This window comes from Pseudomonas sp. EYE_354, assembly GCF_023148575.1.
GTDB lineage: Bacteria > Pseudomonadota > Gammaproteobacteria > Pseudomonadales > Pseudomonadaceae > Aquipseudomonas.
Window position 1 is genome coordinate 82,379 of the sequence record NZ_JAHXNQ010000019.1, and the last position, 17,483, is coordinate 99,861.

The 17,483-nt window shown below is 61.9% G+C and carries 25 protein-coding genes and 2 pseudogenes; 13 read left to right on the forward strand and 14 right to left on the reverse strand.

Annotated features, from left to right (window positions below; all coding sequences use genetic code 11):
- Positions 1–80: 80 nt before the first annotated feature.
- Complete coding sequence (locus tag KZX66_RS22790) at positions 81–866, forward strand: DeoR/GlpR family DNA-binding transcription regulator (protein WP_248083493.1); 786 nt, start codon at positions 81–83, stop codon at positions 864–866.
- Here the strand turns inward: KZX66_RS22790 and KZX66_RS22795 are convergent.
- Genes KZX66_RS22795 through KZX66_RS22805 form a run of 3 tightly spaced genes read right to left on the reverse strand, consistent with a single transcriptional unit; the run spans position 831 to position 2,223 of the window.
- A complete protein-coding gene (locus KZX66_RS22795) occupies positions 831–1,568 on the reverse strand; it encodes a DUF72 domain-containing protein (RefSeq protein ID WP_248083494.1) in 738 nt (245 codons plus the stop codon). The genes KZX66_RS22790 and KZX66_RS22795 overlap by 36 nt on opposite strands.
- Complete coding sequence (locus KZX66_RS22800) at positions 1,565–1,996, reverse strand: DNA methylase (protein WP_248083495.1); 432 nt, start codon at positions 1,994–1,996, stop codon at positions 1,565–1,567. Before KZX66_RS22800 ends, KZX66_RS22795 begins: the two co-directional genes overlap by 4 nt.
- A gap of 2 nt (positions 1,997–1,998) precedes the next feature.
- On the reverse strand, positions 1,999–2,223 hold the full coding sequence (locus tag KZX66_RS22805) for a hypothetical protein (protein ID WP_248083496.1): 225 nt from the start codon (positions 2,221–2,223) through the stop codon (positions 1,999–2,001).
- Between the two features lie 184 nt (positions 2,224–2,407).
- Here KZX66_RS22805 and KZX66_RS22810 point away from each other — a divergent pair, with 184 nt between their 5' ends.
- Together KZX66_RS22810 and KZX66_RS22815 are read left to right on the forward strand one after the other, a co-directional pair.
- Entirely contained in the window at positions 2,408–2,911 is a 504-nt protein-coding gene (locus tag KZX66_RS22810; protein ID WP_248083498.1) for a DUF4142 domain-containing protein, read from the forward strand.
- 27 nt (positions 2,912–2,938) lie between these two features.
- Positions 2,939–3,499 carry a type 1 glutamine amidotransferase domain-containing protein gene (locus KZX66_RS22815; protein WP_248083499.1) on the forward strand — a complete coding sequence of 187 codons (561 nt, stop codon included), beginning with the start codon at positions 2,939–2,941 and terminating at the stop codon, positions 3,497–3,499.
- A gap of 63 nt (positions 3,500–3,562) precedes the next feature.
- Here KZX66_RS22815 and KZX66_RS22820 read toward each other — a convergent pair whose 3' ends face one another.
- Positions 3,563–3,769: a PLDc N-terminal domain-containing protein gene (locus KZX66_RS22820; RefSeq protein WP_248083500.1), complete on the reverse strand. Its 207-nt coding sequence runs from the start codon at positions 3,767–3,769 to the stop codon at positions 3,563–3,565.
- 345 nt (positions 3,770–4,114) lie between these two features.
- On the opposite strand from KZX66_RS22820, the gene KZX66_RS22825 reads away from it, so the two are divergent.
- A complete protein-coding gene (locus KZX66_RS22825) occupies positions 4,115–4,591 on the forward strand; it encodes a hemerythrin domain-containing protein (RefSeq protein WP_248083501.1) in 477 nt (158 codons plus the stop codon).
- A gap of 71 nt (positions 4,592–4,662) precedes the next feature.
- Positions 4,663–4,944 carry a hypothetical protein gene (locus KZX66_RS22830; RefSeq protein WP_248083502.1) on the forward strand — a complete coding sequence of 94 codons (282 nt, stop codon included), beginning with the start codon at positions 4,663–4,665 and terminating at the stop codon, positions 4,942–4,944.
- Here the strand turns inward: KZX66_RS22830 and KZX66_RS22835 are convergent.
- The 5 genes and pseudogenes from KZX66_RS22835 to KZX66_RS22855 form a co-directional block, all read right to left on the reverse strand.
- Positions 4,933–5,142, reverse strand: coding sequence for a DUF3079 domain-containing protein (locus KZX66_RS22835; RefSeq protein ID WP_248083503.1), 210 nt, complete (start codon positions 5,140–5,142; stop codon positions 4,933–4,935). The two genes, KZX66_RS22830 and KZX66_RS22835, sit on opposite strands and share 12 nt — an antisense overlap.
- Before the next feature lie 180 nt (positions 5,143–5,322).
- Positions 5,323–5,508, reverse strand: a pseudogene (locus KZX66_RS22840) (GTP 3',8-cyclase MoaA); the annotation flags it as partial.
- A gap of 168 nt (positions 5,509–5,676) precedes the next feature.
- Positions 5,677–6,120 (reverse strand): hypothetical protein, encoded by a 444-nt coding sequence (locus KZX66_RS22845; RefSeq protein ID WP_248083504.1) that lies wholly within the window; start codon positions 6,118–6,120, stop codon positions 5,677–5,679.
- A 117-nt stretch (positions 6,121–6,237) separates the two neighbouring features.
- On the reverse strand, positions 6,238–6,825 hold the full coding sequence (locus KZX66_RS22850) for a putative natural product biosynthesis protein (RefSeq protein WP_248083505.1): 588 nt from the start codon (positions 6,823–6,825) through the stop codon (positions 6,238–6,240).
- 62 nt (positions 6,826–6,887) lie between these two features.
- Positions 6,888–7,271 (reverse strand): DUF2946 domain-containing protein, encoded by a 384-nt coding sequence (locus KZX66_RS22855; protein ID WP_248083506.1) that lies wholly within the window; start codon positions 7,269–7,271, stop codon positions 6,888–6,890.
- A 182-nt stretch (positions 7,272–7,453) separates the two neighbouring features.
- Between KZX66_RS22855 and KZX66_RS22860 the strand changes: the two genes are divergently transcribed.
- Complete coding sequence (locus KZX66_RS22860) at positions 7,454–8,059, forward strand: SCO family protein (protein WP_248083507.1); 606 nt, start codon at positions 7,454–7,456, stop codon at positions 8,057–8,059.
- Entirely contained in the window at positions 8,059–8,541 is a 483-nt protein-coding gene (locus tag KZX66_RS22865; protein ID WP_248083508.1) for a copper chaperone PCu(A)C, read from the forward strand. Before KZX66_RS22860 ends, KZX66_RS22865 begins: the two co-directional genes overlap by 1 nt.
- 9 nt (positions 8,542–8,550) lie before the next feature.
- Here the strand turns inward: KZX66_RS22865 and KZX66_RS22870 are convergent, their stop codons facing one another.
- Positions 8,551–8,880, reverse strand: coding sequence for a DHCW motif cupin fold protein (locus KZX66_RS22870; protein WP_248083510.1), 330 nt, complete (start codon positions 8,878–8,880; stop codon positions 8,551–8,553).
- A 140-nt stretch (positions 8,881–9,020) separates the two neighbouring features.
- On the opposite strand from KZX66_RS22870, the gene KZX66_RS22875 reads away from it, so the two are divergent.
- A complete protein-coding gene (locus KZX66_RS22875) occupies positions 9,021–9,506 on the forward strand; it encodes an HIT family protein (protein WP_248083511.1) in 486 nt (161 codons plus the stop codon).
- A gap of 64 nt (positions 9,507–9,570) precedes the next feature.
- Here the strand turns inward: KZX66_RS22875 and KZX66_RS22880 are convergent.
- Positions 9,571–9,789 (reverse strand): annotated as a pseudogene (locus KZX66_RS22880) (GNAT family N-acetyltransferase); the annotation flags it as partial.
- 54 nt (positions 9,790–9,843) lie between these two features.
- On the opposite strand from KZX66_RS22880, the gene KZX66_RS22885 reads away from it, so the two are divergent.
- Together KZX66_RS22885 and KZX66_RS22890 are read left to right on the forward strand one after the other, a co-directional pair.
- Positions 9,844–10,335 carry a GNAT family N-acetyltransferase gene (locus KZX66_RS22885; protein WP_248083512.1) on the forward strand — a complete coding sequence of 164 codons (492 nt, stop codon included), beginning with the start codon at positions 9,844–9,846 and terminating at the stop codon, positions 10,333–10,335.
- A 17-nt stretch (positions 10,336–10,352) separates the two neighbouring features.
- Entirely contained in the window at positions 10,353–10,778 is a 426-nt protein-coding gene (locus KZX66_RS22890; RefSeq protein WP_248083513.1) for a GNAT family N-acetyltransferase, read from the forward strand.
- Positions 10,779–10,819: 41 nt separating this feature from the next.
- On the opposite strand, the gene KZX66_RS22895 is transcribed toward KZX66_RS22890, so the two are convergent.
- On the reverse strand, positions 10,820–12,022 hold the full coding sequence (locus tag KZX66_RS22895) for a YgcG family protein (RefSeq protein ID WP_248083514.1): 1,203 nt from the start codon (positions 12,020–12,022) through the stop codon (positions 10,820–10,822).
- A 128-nt stretch (positions 12,023–12,150) separates the two neighbouring features.
- On the opposite strand from KZX66_RS22895, the gene KZX66_RS22900 reads away from it, so the two are divergent.
- Together KZX66_RS22900 and KZX66_RS22905 are read left to right on the forward strand one after the other, a co-directional pair.
- Positions 12,151–12,966, forward strand: coding sequence for an alpha/beta hydrolase (locus tag KZX66_RS22900; protein WP_248083515.1), 816 nt, complete (start codon positions 12,151–12,153; stop codon positions 12,964–12,966).
- Complete coding sequence (locus KZX66_RS22905; protein WP_248083516.1) at positions 12,956–14,098, forward strand: PAS domain-containing sensor histidine kinase; 1,143 nt, start codon at positions 12,956–12,958, stop codon at positions 14,096–14,098. The genes KZX66_RS22900 and KZX66_RS22905 overlap by 11 nt, the downstream gene beginning before the upstream one ends.
- On the opposite strand, the gene dapF is transcribed toward KZX66_RS22905, so the two are convergent.
- On the reverse strand, positions 14,086–14,889 hold the full coding sequence (gene dapF, locus KZX66_RS22910; RefSeq protein ID WP_248083517.1) for a diaminopimelate epimerase: 804 nt from the start codon (positions 14,887–14,889) through the stop codon (positions 14,086–14,088). The genes KZX66_RS22905 and dapF overlap by 13 nt on opposite strands.
- A gap of 220 nt (positions 14,890–15,109) precedes the next feature.
- Positions 15,110–16,711 carry a L,D-transpeptidase family protein gene (locus tag KZX66_RS22915; RefSeq protein ID WP_248083518.1) on the reverse strand — a complete coding sequence of 534 codons (1,602 nt, stop codon included), beginning with the start codon at positions 16,709–16,711 and terminating at the stop codon, positions 15,110–15,112.
- 39 nt (positions 16,712–16,750) lie between these two features.
- Here KZX66_RS22915 and KZX66_RS22920 point away from each other — a divergent pair, with 39 nt between their 5' ends.
- Positions 16,751–17,464, forward strand: coding sequence for a murein L,D-transpeptidase catalytic domain family protein (locus KZX66_RS22920; RefSeq protein ID WP_248083519.1), 714 nt, complete (start codon positions 16,751–16,753; stop codon positions 17,462–17,464).
- Positions 17,465–17,483: the final 19 nt, after the last annotated feature.

The following is a 17,483-nucleotide window of genomic DNA, read 5'->3' on the forward strand; positions in this document are numbered from 1 at the left end:
CCATCGGCCCTGCAACCAGCCATTGCGTTTAGATCGACCGGCGACTAATCTCGCACAAACCCGCAAATAAGTGCAAAAACATGCATAACACCCACCAAGCCATTGATCTGCCGTCCTTGCGCAAACAGAAGATTCTGTTGCTGCTGGAACGCGACGGCAAAGTCACCGCCTCGCAATTGGTCGAACACTTTGCCGTGTCCCAGGACACCATCCGCCGCGACCTCGGCGAACTCGCCGCCGCCGGCCTGTTGCAACGTGTACACGGCGGCGCCCTGCCCCGGCCGAAAGACACCGGCAAGGACTTCTTCACCCGCGTCGGCGAGAGCAATGAGGCCAAGCGCCATCTTGCACGACTGGCCGCAAACCAAGTGCAGGACGGCCAGATCGTGTTGTTCGATTCCGGCTCGACCACGCTGCAGATCGCTCAGTCATTGCCGCGCTCGATCCGCCTGACCGCTGTCACCACCTCGCCGATGATCGCCATCGCCCTGGCCGACCATCCGGATGTGAACGTGATCCTGGCCGGCGGCCAACTCAACCCCGCCACACTCTCCACCGGCGGCTTCGAAGCCGTACGCCTGATCCAGAGCATCAAGGCCGACCTGCTGTTTACCGGCGTGTGCGCCTTGCACCCGCAGGTGGGCATCAGTTCGCTGCATTTTGATGAAGTGGCGGTCAAAAGAGCCCTGCTCGACAGCGCTTCCCACGTAGTGGCCGTGACCACCGCCGACAAACTCGGCGCCGTGGAGCCGTTTGTGGTGGCGCCGTGCAACCGCATTCACACATTAATCACCGAGTGGCATGTGCCGAACCTGGAGGCGTATGAGCAGCTAGGTGTGGACGTTCTGCGGGTTGAGGTCGAGTAGAGACAAGGCGTCGGCCACCGCATGGCCGCTCGCGGTGTTGTCGAATATGCACCAGGTGGGAACGCCCTCTGCAGCCGACTGGCCCAAAAGTCGCGCAAAGGCCTGCACACGTTCCGGACCATAGGCACTGTGATAGACGCGCGGCGAGCCATGCAGGCGCCAATAGCGCACGCCGTGCCAGCCGGCCCAGGTGACAGAGGCGTCAAGCACCGGCGGGTCGGCCGCCACGCGCCCTATCTGCATTGCCTGCAACAGCGCCTCAGCGGCGTGCCAACTGAAGTGGCGTGGTTCAAGCACCACATTGCCGGCAAACCGTCGACGTAACGCCGTAAAAAACGCGTCGGCCGTGGCGGGTTCATAGGTCAATGAAGGGGGCAATTGCACCAGCAGGCAGCCCAGATGCTCGCGCAATGGCAAGCATTGCTCGAGAAATTCATCCAGCGCCATCTCACACTGCTGCAAACGCCGGGTGTGGGTAATGTGCTTGGGGACCTTCACCGAAAAACGAAACGCTGGCGGCACGCTCTGTCCCCAGCGCGCATAGGTTTTCGGCTGGTGGGGCCGATAGAACGAGCTGTTGATCTCCACCGCATTGAAGCGTGACGCATAGCGCTGCAAATGCGTGCCCTCACGGCTGAACGCCGGCCAGTGCTCACGCGGCAAACTCCAGCCCGCGCATCCCACATACAACGCTGGCGTCAAAACAGCACCGCCGCCGCATCGCGCATGAAAATCTCGATGGTCTTGGGCCCTACCCCCTCGAACTCAGCCAAGCGCTGCTCGAACGCCTGGCGGTCGGCGCTGGCGCTGCGCATCTGGGTGAGCTTGCCGGCATAGTCGGCGTTCAACTTGGCGCTGAGGTCCAGCAAGCGCTGCGCCGTGGTTTCGTCATAGCGCACGTAATGGGCGCGGCCCAGCATCGCCACCAGTTCGCGCGGGGTGCAGTGCTGCAACTTGCGCGCGGTGTCGCGGCCATGCTCTTGGACAATCACCTTGTACGCCTGCGCGGCAATCGAAGCCTGGATGCGCTTGCCCATCAGGAAGCTGGCGATAAACCACTTGAACAGGCTGCTGTCGTCATCGGGCTTGAGCTCGATGCCCAGGTCGGCGGCGGTAATAACACCTGCCATGCTCAGCGGTCCAGTTTGCGCTCGGCGTCTGCGGCCTGCTCGCGGATCGCATCGGTCTGGCGCTCAGTGTCTTTGATCGATGTGGGCGTGAGCACTTTGTCGACGGTTTCTGTTTTGGGATTCGCCTGCGCCAGGGTCTGACCTTTTAAAGCATCGTCGGTACCTTTCTGGGCGTCTTCAGAACTGATCGGGTCAGGGGTTTTGTCGGCGGTCTTAGGGTCGGTCACGGTCTCTCTCCAAGCCATTGAAAGCGCGCAGAAACAGCGCGCACTTATGCAGCAGAGCGTGTGGCATTTCGATCGTTCAAAGAAATTGCCCTGCGGGATTTTCGCGAAAAAAATTTAAACCTTTTGCACAGGCATCGGCTCAACAGACAGGTACTGGCACTCGCCATTTTCAAGGAGAAACACCATGACTACTTTGCTGATGAAACAAATGGGCCTGACATTCGCACTGGTTGCGGGCTCTATCTCGACCGCCATGGCCGCCACGTCCAACGACTTCGTTGAAAACGCCGCACAAGGCGGTATCACCGAAGTCGAGGCCGGCAAGCTGGCCTTGGAAAAAAGCACATCGGCCGATGTAAAAACATTCGCCCAGCACATGGTCACCGACCACACAAAGGCCAATCAGCAACTGATGGCCCTGGCGAAAAAGCTGGATATTGAAGTGCCGGATGACGCCGCGCTGACCGACAAAGCCAAAAAAGCCATCCTCGAAATGCGCGACGAATCGTTCGACAAGGCCTACGCCAACAACCAGGTGGCCGCCCATGAAAAAACCGTCGAATTGTTCAAGAAAGAAGCTGCTTCTTCGGACAACGCCGAGTTAAAGGCATTCGCCAGCGAGACGCTGCCGACCCTGGAAAAACACCTGCAAATGGCCAAGGAGCTGCAAAGCAAATACGCCAAATAATCCACCCAGCACACAGGAGACTCGACCATGAGTTCGTCACTCAGCGGCAAGAAAATCCTTATCATCACGTCCAACACCGGCATCGAACGCGATGAGCTGGTAAAGCCTTTGGAAGCGCTGCGCGGTTATGGCGCCACCGTGACCCACGGTTCCAGCAAGGGCGGCACCACCCAGACCTTCGTCGGCGATACCGAGAAGGACAAGACGGTAGAATCCGATGTGCAGTTGTCGGACGTTCTTAGCAGCGACTTCGACGCGCTGGTGATTCCCGGCGGCACCGTCAACGCTGACACTCTGCGCCAGGACGCGGCGGCATTGCGCTTGATCAAAGACTTCGCCGACGCCGGCAAGACCATCGCCGCTATCTGTCACGGGCCCTGGACGCTGATCGACGCGGGCGTGATCAAGGGCAAGACCCTGACCTCGTATAAAAGCGTGCGCATCGACCTGGAAAACGCCGGTGCTGCCGGCTGGGTCGATGCCCAGGTCAAGGAATGCAAAGCCAATGGCTGGACGTTGATCACCTCACGCACACCGGATGACCTGCCGGCGTTCAACGAGGCGATTGCCAGCGCCGTGGCTGGCTGATAGTCGAGCTCTGAACGTAAACAGGCGCCCCATGGGGCGCCTGTTTGCCGACCGTGCTGAACCTCAGCTTTTACGGTGTTCGGCCATCTCACGCTTAGGCCCGAACATCGCCCAGGCGATCAACCCCAACACCGGCACAAAGATCAGAATAACCAACCATAACCCCTTGGTCTCCCAGCCGCTGGTGCTACGCAGTACCACGTTGATGGCCCACAACTCCAACAGCAGCACAATCACCGCCAACCCAATCCAGACATATTCTAATTGCATGCTTCACCTCCTGAGGTCTAAGGGTTAGGTCAAGCACGAGCCCCAAGGGTTCCATCGGATTTGTGCTATTTGAGCCGGCACGTGGATAGAGACCTGGCGGCCTGGCCTGTGAGGTCAAGCAGGCAGTAGGCGCCACATTCATCAAGCCGGCCGACCACCATGGGCGTAATGCAATCCGCTTGACCGCCGACCATGCAAGCTGCACGACCCGAGCCGTCTTTAATTCGCCACAACCCATTGATCCATAGGTACTTTTATCGAAATTATAAATTGGTACGGCTGATGCAATGACTCCGACGAGGCGCGCACTTCGACGCGCCCGAACCCAGTCTGTGAGGTTTCATCATGAATGCGATCGACCTTCTCAAAGCCGACCACGAACGTGTCAAAACGCTGCTGACCCAACTGAACGAGTCCACCGAACGCGGGGTAAAAAAGCGCACCGAATTGCTGGCCAAGCTGGAGATGGAAATCACTCTGCACACCAAGCTGGAGGAAGAGATTCTTTACCCAGCCTTCCGTAAAGCCGGCGGCAAGGAACAAGACGTCATGTACCACGAAGCCAAGGAAGAGCACCGCACCGTCGACGCCCTGGTGCTGCCTGATCTTAAGAAGACCGAACCTTCCACCACCGAGTTTTCCGGCCGGGTAAAAGTGGTCAAGGAACTGTTGGAACATCACATCGAGGAAGAGGAAACCGAGATGTTCCCTCAAGCGAAAAAACTGCTCGGCAAAGCGCAGCTCGAAGCGCTTGGTGCAGAAATGGAAGCCATGAAAGCAGCGTATAAAAAAACCATGGGCGCTAAACCGATGGCGGCTTGATTACCGCCCGTCGTCCCACTGCGTCGGGGAGAGGGAAACAGTTTTGCGCAATGGATCAAGAGGATTGAATCATGAAGCACTCGCGAAGGATTTTGCTCGCCCTCACCCTGACTGCCCTGTGCGGTCAACCTGCCTTTGCTGCATTTGGCGACAACCCCACAGCTGCGGCCGATGCCTTGGCGGGCGACGGCGCCGCCGGCTCTGCCCTGCCGCCCGGGACTTATCCAAGCAGCCCTTCCGACCGGGACAAAAAAACCCAGGAAAGCGACCAGCAGCAGACGGACAAAACGTCCAAACCTGCGGACTCCGATTCCGACACGAAACCACCCAGAAAACCGCGTTCAGGCAGTTGACGGCTCATCGGCGCTCGGTGGCTCGGGGGCAAGGCCCCAGTCGCCGTGTTCGTACCAGTCGTCACCGAGCATCTCGGCGGGGTGCATGGTGCGGTCGGCGCCGTTGCCGCAGGCCAGGTCGCTGGCGCCGCAGTAGCGATCACAGCCCCAGCAGATGCGTTCGGGGTGCTTGGGGTGCAGGGGGAAAGGCTTGGCCATGGGCGGGATCCTTGCCGGTGGGCGATAGCCACACCCTACGTCCGGTGGCGGCTGGTGGGCTTGATTGATGTCAATTGGGTCCGTTCTTACAGCTGGGGCCCCGAACACAGGGGTTGGTTCAGGATGGGGTGTCGATGGTAGGACAGAGTACATATCCGTGCTGCCGCAACGGATATGTACTCAATACTCAGTTCCCCCAATCACCCCATCCCCCCTGAAATCATGCCGCAACAGCTTGCCCCTCAACCCCATACGCAACGCCTCAACCAACGGCCCGTCATCCAGCGGATAGCGCCGCAACAAAGCGCGAAAATCCAGCGCATCTTCCTGCCCCAAACACAACAACAACTGCCCTTCAACGGTCACCGACGTGGAACTTGCGCTGGTCGACATGCCCGTTCAAGTCCAGCACGCCTTGAGCCTGGTGTGCGCGAGCGAGTGGGATGACGGTGTGCATGACAGGCTCCGGAACAGGCGACGGTGAGCCATTGTCCGGTGCGACGCCACGGCGCACCTTGATGTGCATCAAGGGCTTTACCAGGTGAGGTAGAACATGCTCTTGGCCAACAGCACAATCGCGACCATATGCCCGAACAGGCTCAGGTGCACCCCACGGATATAGCGCGCACTGACGCTGCCCCGGCGCATCCGCGCCATGGTCAGCAAAAAGTGCGCGAGCACGCTGGCGGCGAGGATCAACTTAAGGCTCAACAAGGTGCCGAACGAGGAAGACAACGGCGCGGCCAACGCCGGCCAATAACGCAGCCAGACCATACCGAGCCCGGCGCCGAACAGCACCAGCAACACCCAGGGCATCAGCACCCTGGCACGCCGGCCGACGCCCTGCTCCACCAACACCATCACGCGCAGCGGCAAGTGCCGGTGCAAGTGCCCCAGGATCAGCACCTCGAAAAACACCGTGCCGATAAAAATCAGCGCGGCGAACAGGTGAGCCAATAACAGCAGCAGATAGAGCATCGTGGCCTCTCAAGGGGACCGGCCGGGGAGCGCTCAGTGTGCCGGCGGACGCAGGGTGCAGCCTTGATGCCGATCAAGGCTCGGCTGACGTGCCTTGCAGCACCGTGCTGCGCCAGGTCACGCCCAGGCCTTGGAACGTGCCCGTGGGGGCCCGGGAACGATACCGTTTGCCGGTGGGGCCAGGTCGGGAGGCACCCTCCAGCCGCTGAAGCCACCGCGTGCGGTCAGTGGGCACCAGGCGAAATCCCACGGCGCGGGGGGCAAGGCGCGCGGTTCGACAGCGGCGCGCCCAGGTTTTTTCCAATCGAACAGCGTCACCCCTTGCCACGCCAGCACCACGCCTTCGGCCGGGCTGTCATCGGTATTGACCCAGCAGGCCGCCGCGGCGGCCATGAAGGCTTCGATGGGCTCATCGTCAATCTGCTCGCGATACGGCGAGTCCAGCAGCCAGCGGCAGACATTCAGGTGGTAGGTCCAGTCCTGGGCGGGCTGGTTGCGGTAGGCCCAGGTCATGAAGCTGCGAAACAGGTTCAGGCCCTCGGGCGGGTCCAGCTTGAGCAGCGCCGGACAGATGTCGAACAGGCTGTGCCAGTACGGCAACAGACGTGCATCCAGGTGCACGAAGCAGCGGGAATTGCTGGGGTATTGCGCAGGTACAGGTTCGGCACGCAGGCGACGGGCGCCGGCAGGCAATGGGTGGCTCATGAAACGCACTCACAGTCGTGACGATAGAACGCCGCCCTGTTACAGGCGGCCCAAGGCACACGTCAGACGGCGGGGGAAGCGCGGGGGTTGGCCGAGGGCCAGACGTAGCGTGGCGGCGCCTTGTTGCGCCGCGCATAGGCCGGGCGCGGGGTTTGCGAGAGGCCCAGCAGCCAGGCCAGGCCCATCAGGAACACCAGGGCGAGCGTCAAGGTGGCGCACACTGGGCAGGCAAAGTAGTTCGAGATGTTACTGGAAGCCGCGCCGCCGGACCCTTTGTCGGAAAGTGGCGCCTGTTTACCCGCCACCGAACAGAACGCCCCGCCGATCCCGTTGAGTTGCTGGCCCACCATCTGCCCATGGCCCAAACCGCACACGAACAGGTTCATCAGTACGCAGAAGTACAGGCTCCAGGCGATCAGCGAACGGTTGGAATGGCTCAATTTCATGGCGGCGACTCTACCACCCGAGACACAAAAGAGGCCAAATGCACCGCGCACCTGTGGCAGAACGTCGCAGATTACGTGGGGTAGCCAGGGTTGGTAGACTTGGCGCCCTCCTCGTTTACTCCTTTTCAAAGCCTGATGTGTAGATCCAGCGCAATGCAGGCGTTTCACAGGATGCCCAGTTGATGAGTACGCTATTGACCCGCCGCAACGTTCTGACCGGCATGAGCCTGCTGGGTCTGGGCCTGCTGGCCGGTTGTGACAGCAGCCCAAAATTGAACTTCAGGTACGGCAAGGACCTGAGCGACAAGATCATGGGCCGCACCTTCAAGCTCAAGAACACCGAGGGTGACACCGTGACCCTCAGTTCCTACCGTGGCCTGATGCCGGTGGTGTTCTTCGGTTTCACCCAGTGCCCGGCCGTGTGCCCGACCACCCTCGCCCGCGCCGCTCAGGCCAAGAAGCTGATGGGCCGCGACGGCGAGATCATGCAGGTGATCTTCATCACCCTGGACCCGGAGCGCGACACGCCGGAGATTCTCGACAAGTACGTCAAGGCCTTCGATCCCAGCTTCGAGGCGCTGTACGGCACCCCGGAAGAAATCGCCGTGGCCGCCAAGGAGTTCGGGATCTTTTATGAAAAGATCCCCGCCGGCGACACCTACACCCTGTCCCACACGGCCACCAGTTTTGTCTTCGACACCCGCGGCAACCTGCGCCTGGGCCTGCAAGCATCCCTTACCGCTAAAGAGTGCGCAGAAGACCTGCTCACCGTCATGGAGGTCTGCTAATGACTGCCGTACAACACCTCAAGCGCCTGACCTTGAGTCTCGCCCTGTTGGGCTTCGCCGCGCATGCCAGCGCCGAGGTTCAAGTGACCGATGCCTGGGTGCGCGCTTCAGTGCCGGGCCAGCCGTCCAGCGGCGCGTTCATGACCCTCACCGCCGACACCGACAGCCAGTTGCTGCGTGTCGCCTCGCCGGTGGCCAAGGACGTGCAGATCCATGAAATGAGCATGAAGGACGACGTGATGCGCATGGGCCCGGTGGACTCGGTGGCCCTGCCCGCAGGCCAGGCGGTCAAGCTCGACCCGAACGGCTACCACGTGATGCTGATGGGCCTGACCGGACAGATCAAGGAAGGTGATCAGGTACCGCTGACCCTGACCGTGGAAAACGCCAAGGGCGAAAAACACAGCGTCGACGTGAGCGCCACCGCGCGCGGCCTGGATGGTGTGGACCATAGCCACATGGACCACAGCAAGATGCACTGACCGTGCCGCTCAATCGACAATAAACAGCTTCGCCCCAACGCTTGTCGATGAGCGATGGGCCTCCATGTCATTGCCCACCTGGTAACTCATCCCGGCCGTCAGCGTGAACTGACGGCCGTCTTCCAACGCCGTATGCAACTCGCCCTCCAGGCACAGCAGCACATGCCCGCGCGTGCACCAATGATCGGCCAGGTAACCGGCGGTGTACTCGACCATGCGCACGCGGGTGGTGCCGAAATGGCAGGTGCGCCACGAGGCACTGCCGGTAACGCCTGGGTGACGCTCGGGCGCGACGGTGGACCAGTCGGTGATGCCAAACGGGACAGCGGTGAGTTCCATGGTGTACTCGGTGGTCGGTTGACGTGGCGTGAGACTATCCAGCTGCCGGCACGTGCGATAGACACAGATGGCTTGGTTTTGAGGGATACAGGCCGACGGGCTTGTTATCCTGGCAGCCTTGCTCCCAAGGACGCGTGCTGATGCAGATTGATCCCGCTTATATCCTGCTTGAGACCGAGCACTGGTTGCTCAACCATCACCTAGCCACGCATCTGCCGGGTTACCTGATGCTGGGCGCCAAGGCGCCTGTGGATGCCCTGGCGGACATGCCGGATGCGGCGTTGGCCGAATTGGGTGGGCTGCTGGCTAAAACCCAGCGCGTCATGCAAGCACACCTCAAACCCAAGCACTTGTATATAAGCCGCTATGGACATATGCCGGGATTTCCTCTGCATTTTCACTTCATCCCGGTGTATGACTGGGTCGAGGACTCGTTCTGGCAGGATGCGCGTTACCGGCGACTGCAAGACTTGGGTTTGCAGCCCCAGGGACACCCACTGACCGACGGCGCGGAGTTAACGCTGTTTGTGTGGCGCGAATTTGGCGAGAGCCCCACGCCTGCGTTGATCCAAGGGCCATCGGTTGGGCAGGTTGTCGACAGCCTGCGCGCGCACCTGCGTGACTGAGGAATACCCGCTGCAGGTGCCGGTGGTCGTCGGTGTCTACCCAACGTTGGCTTGGGTCATCGGTTTAACCCAGTTTCTTTTCATCGGAAATACACGCCAACTGCAACCCCGACGGCGCGTGGTAAATCGCCGGTTCATCGCCCACGTAGCCAAACCCGCGATAAAAGCCCGCGGCATTCAACGTGGCGTCGAGCACCACCTCTTCAATAGCCAGTTCCCGGGCAACGCACTCAAGGTGATCCAGCATCGCGCTGCCATACCCACGCCCGGTGAAGGCAGGCAACGCGGTGGTTTTGTCTCTATGATAGGGCCCTTCGCTCAACCTCCAGGAACCCGAATGCCCGCCCTCACCTTGCGCAACGCCCTCCCCGCCGACGCCGCCCGCTGCTATGACATCGAAATCAGCGCCTACGAAGGCGACGAAGCCGCCACCCTGGAAAAGATCGCCACGCGCATTGCCCGCTACCCCCAGGGTTTTCTGATTCTGCAAGCCGATACCACGGTGGTGGGATTTATCAACAGTGGCTGCGCCCATGACGTGGTGATGTCGGACGAAGCGTTCAAGGAATTGGTGGGGCATGCGCCCGAGGCGCCGAATGTGGTGATAATGTCGGTGGTGGTGGACCCGGCGCATCAGGGCCAAGGGTATGCCAAGCGGCTGATGAGCGAGTTCGTGCAGCGCATGCAAGCCTTGGGCAAGCAGACCATTCACCTGATGTGCAAGGAGCAGCACGTGCCGTTGTACCAGCGCATGGGCTACACCTACGTTCGGCCATCGCCCTCGGACCACGGTGGCATGGCGTGGCATGAGATGGTTAAAGCGCTCTAACAGCCAGGGAGTCAGTCATGAACGCACCGCTTATTGAAATCAGCGACCAGCCCAACCCCGATGCCGAGCGCGTTCTCAGCAGCGGTCTGGCGGCGTTCAACGAACACGCCAGCGGCTACCATGACCGGCGCCCTCTGAGCGCGTTGATCCGAGACCCGCACACCGGGGAAATACTCGGGGGCATAACCGGCAGGACCGCGTTCGGCATGGCCTTCCTCGACCTGTTTCACTTGCCCGAAACACTGCGCGGTGTGGGCCTGGGCAGCCGGTTGTTACACGCGTTCGAAGAGGAAGCCCGGCGCCGGGGTTGCTTGAATGCCGTGCTGTACACCATCAGCTTTCAGGCGCCAGGGTTCTACGAAAAAAATGGGTGGGTGCGGTTTGGGGAAATACCCTGTGCGCCAGAGGGCAGCAGCCGCGTGTTTCTCTCCAAGCAGTTATGACGTCCAGGGCGAGGCGACCGCCCGGTGCGCCAGGCACTGAGCTACCAGCTCCCCGAAGCCCCGCCGCCGCCACTGGAACCACCGCCGCCCGACGAACTGCTGCTGGAGCTGGAGCGGCTTGAGCTGCTCGAACTGGAACCGCCACTCGAGCCGGAGCCTGAGCTGCCAATGTTCTGCACAAACACAACAAACGCCGCAAAAGAAGCCACCGGTATCGCCACCAGCCAGCCTTGGTAACCGTGCCCCACCAGCAGCCCTGCGACGACATAAATGCCCAGCACCGCCAACGCACGAACGAGGAAGAAACGCGGGCGGGTTTTCCAGGACTGTTTGATGATGAAGAACAACCCCACGTAAAGGCCCAGCACCAAAGCCCCACCCAACGGCCAGAGCAACCAGTGAACGTAGTTGACCGCCATAAAGCGGTTCGCCACCACCACCGCGATGATGTACGCAAGCACGCCGAGCACGCCGTAGAACACGGTGCGGGCCATCCACAAGCCGCCGAACGTGGCGCCGCCGATCAGCAGGGTCAGCGGCACCAGCAGCAAATACATGGGCCACTCGTGACCACCGCCCAATACGGTCAACAGCAACGTGACCGCCAAGGTGGCGATCAGCGCCCGGCGCCAACGCAACTTGCCGGCCGCCATCAGCACCCCGCCGACGCTGCCGACAATGAACGCCAGCAACACGGCGAGGGCTCCCATCGGGAAGCCCGGTTCAGCCACGACCGGCAGCTCGCCGCCGTCCACCAGCACAATCAGGTCGTCCACCCCTCTGCCGACCCCACCGACATAGTCGCCCTGGCGAAACGCCGGCGTGATGTGTTCTTCAATGATGCGGTGGGCCAACAGGTCGGTGACGGTGCCTTCCAGGCCGTAGCCCACTTCGATGCGCACCTTGCGGTCATCCTTGGCCACCAGCAACAGGATGCCGTCATCGACATCCTTGCGCCCCAGCTTCCAGGCACGGAACAGTTGGTTGGTGTAGTCCTCAAGGTTCGCGTCGCCGATCGTGGGTATCAGCAGCACGGCCACTTGCGCACCTTTGCGCTGTTCCAGGGCGGCGAGTTGGTCTTTCAGACGGGTGGTGGTGCCGGCATCCAGGGTGCCTGTGAGGTCGATCACCCGCTGGTCGAGGGCCACGCCAATGGGCGACGGATCAGCCTGGGCGGTGATACACAAGCCTGCCGACGCCAGCACCAGCAGACTCAAGACGGATTGCCGCAACCACCGCTTCATATTTGTTACCTAAAGTTTCTTCCTGAAGGTGGCGACTTTACCTTATCAGCGCTATAAGGCGTGACCCAAAGCCTTCGACTATCTAAACTGCGTCCCTTATAGCAATACGCCACAACCTCGAGATACCCATGGACCTACGCCAGCGCAACAACGTCAATGTGATAGGCAACGGGACCTCGACCCTGGTGTTTTCCCACGGATTCGGCTGCAACCAGGCCATGTGGAATGACCTGGCGCCGCAGTTCGCCGACCGTTTTCGCATGGTGATGTATGACCTGGTGGGGGCCGGCCTTTCCGACCTGGCTGCCTTCGACAAAGCCAAATACAGCGCGCTGGACGGCTACGCCTGCGACTTGAATGAGATCATCGACGCCTATGCCGAGGGCCCGGTGATTCTGGTCGGGCATTCGGTCAGCGCGATGATCGGCGCCCTTGCCGACCGCCTGGTACCGGGGCGCATCGCAGCGCATGTGATGATTGGCCCGTCGCCACGCTATATCGATGCCGAGGGCTACGTCGGTGGTTTCACCCGCGCGGACATCGATGACCTGCTCGACACCCTCGACAGCAACTTTCTCGGCTGGTCCAGCAGCATGGCGCCGGTGATCATGGGCGCGCCGCAGCAACCGGCACTGAGCGTCGAGTTGACCGAAAGCTTCTGCCGCACCGAACCGGACATCGCCAAGCAGTTCGCGCGGGTGACTTTTATGTCGGACAACCGCCAGGACGTAATCGGCCTGACCACCCCGGTGCTGATCCTGCAATCGAGCGACGACCTGATTGCGCCGGTGGCCGTGGGCGAATACCTGCATCGCGTATTGCCCAACAGCACCTATTGCCTGGTGGACAACGTCGGCCATTGCCCGCACATGAGCGCGCCGCAGGCCTGTGCCGTGGCCATGGACGCGTTCCTTGCGCCCTGGATACCCGCTCGTGTCAGCTGAAGTGTTCGACAGCGCGGCCTGTGCCCTGGCCGTCACTGCCGAGGACGGCATGATCCTCAAAGCCAACACGCGCTTCGGCGAGTGGTTGGGGTTCAGCATCGGCGAACTGTGCAGCCAGCGCTTTCAGGACTTGCTGACCATGGGTGGGCGGATCTTCCACCAGACCCACCTGGCACCGATGCTGCGTATGCACGGCAGCGTCACCGAAGTGAAGCTGGACATGCTGCACCGTGACGGACACAAGGTAACCGTGCTGCTCAACGGCAATAAACGCGCGCAAGCCGACGCCGTGGTGTACGACCTGGCGCTGTTCGGCACGACCGACCGTGACAAGTACGAACGCGAACTGCTCAATGCGCGCAACCTGGCCGAAGCGCTGCTGCAGGAAAAAACCGCCACCGAAGTGGCGCTGCACCAGGCCCAGGCTGAATTGAAAGAGGCCTATGCCATCGCCCAGCGCCGCGCGCTGTTTGCCGAGCAAATGGTCGCGATTGTCAGCCACGACCTGAAGAACCCGCTCACGGCCATCCGCATGGCCACGGATTTTCTCACCCGCGCCGAGCGCACGCCCAAGGAACAGCAACTGCTCGGGCACATCGCCCAATCGTCCGAGCGCGCCCAACGCATGATCGCCGACCTGCTGGACTTCACCCAGGCCCGGGTCGGCCAGGGCATCACCATCAAAGCGGCACCGTTGGCGTTGCATGAGGTGATTCACCGTGCCGTGGACGAACTGCGCGTGGCCTTCCCCAATGCGACCCTGGTGCATCACACCGAAGGCCTTGGCGACGCCTGCCTGGATGCCGACCGCGTGCAGCAGATCATCGGCAACCTGGTGGCCAACAGCGTGGCCTATGGCGACCTGCAACGGCCGATCACCGTGACCTCGCGCCTGGGTGACGGCATGTGCGAAGTGGCGGTGCACAACCACGGCGCGATGATTCCCAAGGCATTGTTGAGCGGGTTGTTCGAGCCCATGACCCGTGGCAGCGATCAGGGCAGCGATGTGCGCAGCGTGGGCCTGGGCCTGTATATCGTGCGCGAATTGGCCAAGGTGCATGGCGGTGACGTAGACGTGCGTTCGTGCGCCACGGCCGGCACGACGTTCACGGTGACGTTTCAGAACACGTAGGCGCTGCCCTGCATGATCGGCGCCACGCTGCCGGTCAATACCACGCCGCCCCTCCCGTCCCAGTGCACCGTGAGCGTACCGCCGTCGCACTGCACCTGCACCGTGGCATCCAGCAAGCCACGGCGAATGCCATTGACCACCGCCCCACAGCAACACGACCCGGAACCCAGCGGCACACCGCCGCCGCGCTCCCAGATGCGCAGGCGGATGTGCCCACGGTCGAGCACCTGCACAAAATGCACATTGGTCCTGGCTGGAAACAGCGCGTGATTTTCCAGTAACGGGCCTGCGGCAGGTACGTCAACGGCGTCGATGTCGTCCACAAAATACGTGCAGTGAGGATTGCCCATGCTGCACGCCGCCGGGTTGCCGCTGATCGACAATGTGCGTGTATCCATCGCCTCGGCCAGCGGCACCGCGGCCCAGTCCAGCGACGGCTCGCCCATATTTACCGAGACCTGGCGTCCGGGCTGGCGCGTGCAGGTCAGCAGGCCGCGGTCAGTGCGCAGCACGATCGAATCGCTGCCGGTTTCGTGCATCAGGCGGTCGGCCACCCCACGCGTGGCACTGCCGCAGGCGGCCAGGGGCGTGCCGTTGGCGTTCCAGAACTTGATGCGCGCGGCGGCGTCGTCGCAGTCGAGCACCACCGCCAGTTGGTTGAAACCGATACCGGTGTGGCGATTGCCCAGGCGCCGGGCGATTTGCGCGGTGATCGGGTCGTCCTGGCCACGGCGGTCGACGATGATGAAGTCGTCGCCATTGGCGTGCATCTTTACGAACGGCAAGGGCATCGGCTGTCCAGGGGTCGACCGGAGGGTGAGCCGAAGGATACCCTGAACCCGCGCCACTGACCTATCGAAGGACCGAACCATGCTAATTGTGTTCAGCGGACTGCCCGGCACCCACGTGGTCACCGCAAACATCACATCGGCAGGCGCCGTTGAAACCCTCCTCAGCCACTTGCGTGCAGCATGAAAGCCGCACCGCTCGCCGACGCTTGACCGCCCGAAATCACAGCACGCTGCCCATCGCCTTCATCAACACCAGATCCCGCGCATAAATATCCGGCGCGTACACCAGACCACCCTGACGGTCGACTTCCACCGTCCAGTAGCCCAGCAGCACCGGCACCGGCGTGGCCAGACGGAATTCGTGGGTCACGCCGGTAGCCAGCAGTTCATCGGTGCGAGCACGCTCGGCCGGGCTGACCAGCAGATCGCGCAGCAGCAAGGGTTGTTCGACGCGTACACAGCCGGAGCTGAACGCGCGCGGGCCTTTGGTGAACAGCGGCTGGCTGGGGGTGTCGTGCAGGTACACCGAGTAGGGGTTGGGAAAGCGCATCACGATCTTGCCCAGTGGGTTGCGCGGGCCGGCTTCCTGGCGCAGCAGGATATTACCGGGGTGCGCCCAGTCGATCTGCTCGGGCGCCAGCGGGTTGCCTTCGGCGTCGAGCACTTGCAGATTTTGCTGGCGCAAATAGTCGGGGTTGAGGCGGATGGCCGGGAGTTTGTCCTCGCGCATGATGGTCGGCGGGATGGTCCAGGTGGGGTTGAGGGTCAGCCGGGTGATACGTGACTTGAGCAACGGCGTCTGGCGTTCGGCACGGCCCACTTGCAGGCGGGTTTGCCACACGGGGATGCCGCTCTGGTACACGCTCAGTTGCGCAGCCGCGACGTTGACCAGCACGCCTTCGGGCTCCAGGTCCTGGGCGAGCCAGCGGAAACGCTCAAGGTTGATGCGCAATTGCTCGCGGCGTACGGCCGGGCTGATATTGAGTTCGGCTACAGTCCCGGCACCGATCACGCCATCCGCTTGCAGGGAGTGGCCCAGCTGGAACGCCTTCACCGCCTCAACCAGTTCGGCACGGTATTGCGTGTCGCTGCCCTTGGGTTCACTGGCCAGATAACCGCCGCTGTAGAGCCGGCGCGCCAGTTCCGGCACACGCGGGTCCTGCATACCGGGGCGCAACAGCGGGCCGCTGCCGACCGGATCCCAGTGGGGCAAAGGTTGCTGGCGCACGGTGGCGTAGGCATTGCGCAGGCTGCGATAGAGATCGGCGCTGGGGCGTGCCTGGTCAAAGGCCTGTGCCATGTCTTGCAGGCCGACGGCAGCGAAGGCCAGCACCTCGGTATCAGGCTCGCGGGTCGGCGGTTGGGCATGCCACAGCGGTTCGAAGCGCGACTGCTGCAGACGACCGAAGTGCAGATCCTGAAGCGCTTGCAGGTAGCGCTGGCTGCTGCCGATATCGCTGCACAGCACGTTGGCCGTGGCATCGGTGGTGGGCGAGCTATAGTGGGTGGGGTCCAGGCCATCGTCGGCGAGCATGAGCAACTGGGATTGCAACGCCTGGCGGCGCGACTCGTCCGACCACAGCGGTGCATCGCCTTGCTGTTGGTAGAAGGCTTGCAGACGCGCCTGGACGGCGGCGTCTATCTGCGACGCCAGGCCGGGGCAGACGCTGGGCAGTTGCGCCAGGGCCTGCTGCACCGGGGCAAGGTCCAACGGCGCGGGGGTGGTGACGGGCAACGGCTGCACAGCCAGTGCACCGGCCGTGGCGACCAATGGTGCAACGAGCAAGCAAATGCTCAAGTAACATGCGTGTTTTTTGAACAATGGCTTGGCTCCAATCCACAGCGGGGGGATGTACTGTAGATGCTGACTTTTATGTGTCGCCTTGGCGTGATCACCCTAAGCTTGGCTATGTTGAGCAATTCTGCGCTCGCCGCCAATGGCAATCCTCCTTCCTTGTATAGCAGCCTGGCCCGCTCGGCTCCAGAACTCAATCCCACGGTACTCAAAAGCGCACTGAATGCGATGCAGTGTGCGGTCAGTAATGGCGAGGAACGCTCTGAGCGCCTGGCCGTGATCGACTACTCCCAGCCCTCGACCGCCCGTCGGCTATGGATCTTCGACCTGCGCAAGAAAACCCTGGTGCTGCGCGACCTGGTGGCGCACGGGGCCAAATCCGGGGAAAACTTCGCCACCCAGTTCTCCAACCTCGAAGGCAGTCACCAATCCAGCCTGGGGCTGTTCCGCACCCAGGAAAGCTACCTGGGTACCCACGGCTACTCGCTGCGCATGGACGGCCTGGAGCCGGGCTTCAATGACCTGGCGCGCGATCGCGCCATCGTGATTCATGCGGCCGACTATGTGAGCCCGTTGTGGAGCAAGCGCGAAGGCCGTATCGGTCGCAGCCAGGGTTGCCCGGCCGTACGCCCGCAGGTGGCGCGACAGGTGGTGGACAAGCTCAAGGATGGGCAGTTCATGTTTTCGTGGTATCCCGACCAGCGCTGGTTGAAGTCTTCGACCTACCTCAATTGCAAACCCCAACAGGTGGCCAGTAGTCGTACAATCCGTGGCGGTTAGCCACAGATAAAAGAGAGCT

Excerpts from the sequence above, each read along its gene's own strand:
- KZX66_RS22790 (WP_248083493.1), top strand. The coding sequence starts at position 81 with ATGCATAACACCCACCAAGCCATTGATCTGCCGTCCTTGCGCAAACAG.
- KZX66_RS22800 (WP_248083495.1), bottom strand. The coding sequence starts at position 1,996 with ATGGCAGGTGTTATTACCGCCGCCGACCTGGGCATCGAGCTCAAGCCC.
- KZX66_RS22810 (WP_248083498.1), top strand. The coding sequence starts at position 2,408 with ATGACTACTTTGCTGATGAAACAAATGGGCCTGACATTCGCACTGGTT.
- KZX66_RS22815 (WP_248083499.1), top strand. The coding sequence starts at position 2,939 with ATGAGTTCGTCACTCAGCGGCAAGAAAATCCTTATCATCACGTCCAAC.
- KZX66_RS22820 (WP_248083500.1), bottom strand. The coding sequence starts at position 3,769 with ATGCAATTAGAATATGTCTGGATTGGGTTGGCGGTGATTGTGCTGCTG.
- KZX66_RS22825 (WP_248083501.1), top strand. The coding sequence starts at position 4,115 with ATGAATGCGATCGACCTTCTCAAAGCCGACCACGAACGTGTCAAAACG.
- KZX66_RS22830 (WP_248083502.1), top strand. The coding sequence starts at position 4,663 with ATGAAGCACTCGCGAAGGATTTTGCTCGCCCTCACCCTGACTGCCCTG.
- KZX66_RS22835 (WP_248083503.1), bottom strand. The coding sequence starts at position 5,142 with ATGGCCAAGCCTTTCCCCCTGCACCCCAAGCACCCCGAACGCATCTGC.
- KZX66_RS22845 (WP_248083504.1), bottom strand. The coding sequence starts at position 6,120 with ATGCTCTATCTGCTGCTGTTATTGGCTCACCTGTTCGCCGCGCTGATT.
- KZX66_RS22850 (WP_248083505.1), bottom strand. The coding sequence starts at position 6,825 with ATGAGCCACCCATTGCCTGCCGGCGCCCGTCGCCTGCGTGCCGAACCT.
- KZX66_RS22855 (WP_248083506.1), bottom strand. The coding sequence starts at position 7,271 with ATGAAATTGAGCCATTCCAACCGTTCGCTGATCGCCTGGAGCCTGTAC.
- KZX66_RS22860 (WP_248083507.1), top strand. The coding sequence starts at position 7,454 with ATGAGTACGCTATTGACCCGCCGCAACGTTCTGACCGGCATGAGCCTG.
- KZX66_RS22865 (WP_248083508.1), top strand. The coding sequence starts at position 8,059 with ATGACTGCCGTACAACACCTCAAGCGCCTGACCTTGAGTCTCGCCCTG.
- KZX66_RS22870 (WP_248083510.1), bottom strand. The coding sequence starts at position 8,880 with ATGGAACTCACCGCTGTCCCGTTTGGCATCACCGACTGGTCCACCGTC.
- KZX66_RS22875 (WP_248083511.1), top strand. The coding sequence starts at position 9,021 with ATGCAGATTGATCCCGCTTATATCCTGCTTGAGACCGAGCACTGGTTG.
- KZX66_RS22885 (WP_248083512.1), top strand. The coding sequence starts at position 9,844 with ATGCCCGCCCTCACCTTGCGCAACGCCCTCCCCGCCGACGCCGCCCGC.
- KZX66_RS22890 (WP_248083513.1), top strand. The coding sequence starts at position 10,353 with ATGAACGCACCGCTTATTGAAATCAGCGACCAGCCCAACCCCGATGCC.
- KZX66_RS22895 (WP_248083514.1), bottom strand. The coding sequence starts at position 12,022 with ATGAAGCGGTGGTTGCGGCAATCCGTCTTGAGTCTGCTGGTGCTGGCG.
- KZX66_RS22900 (WP_248083515.1), top strand. The coding sequence starts at position 12,151 with ATGGACCTACGCCAGCGCAACAACGTCAATGTGATAGGCAACGGGACC.
- dapF (WP_248083517.1), bottom strand. The coding sequence starts at position 14,889 with ATGCCCTTGCCGTTCGTAAAGATGCACGCCAATGGCGACGACTTCATC.
- KZX66_RS22920 (WP_248083519.1), top strand. The coding sequence starts at position 16,751 with ATGCTGACTTTTATGTGTCGCCTTGGCGTGATCACCCTAAGCTTGGCT.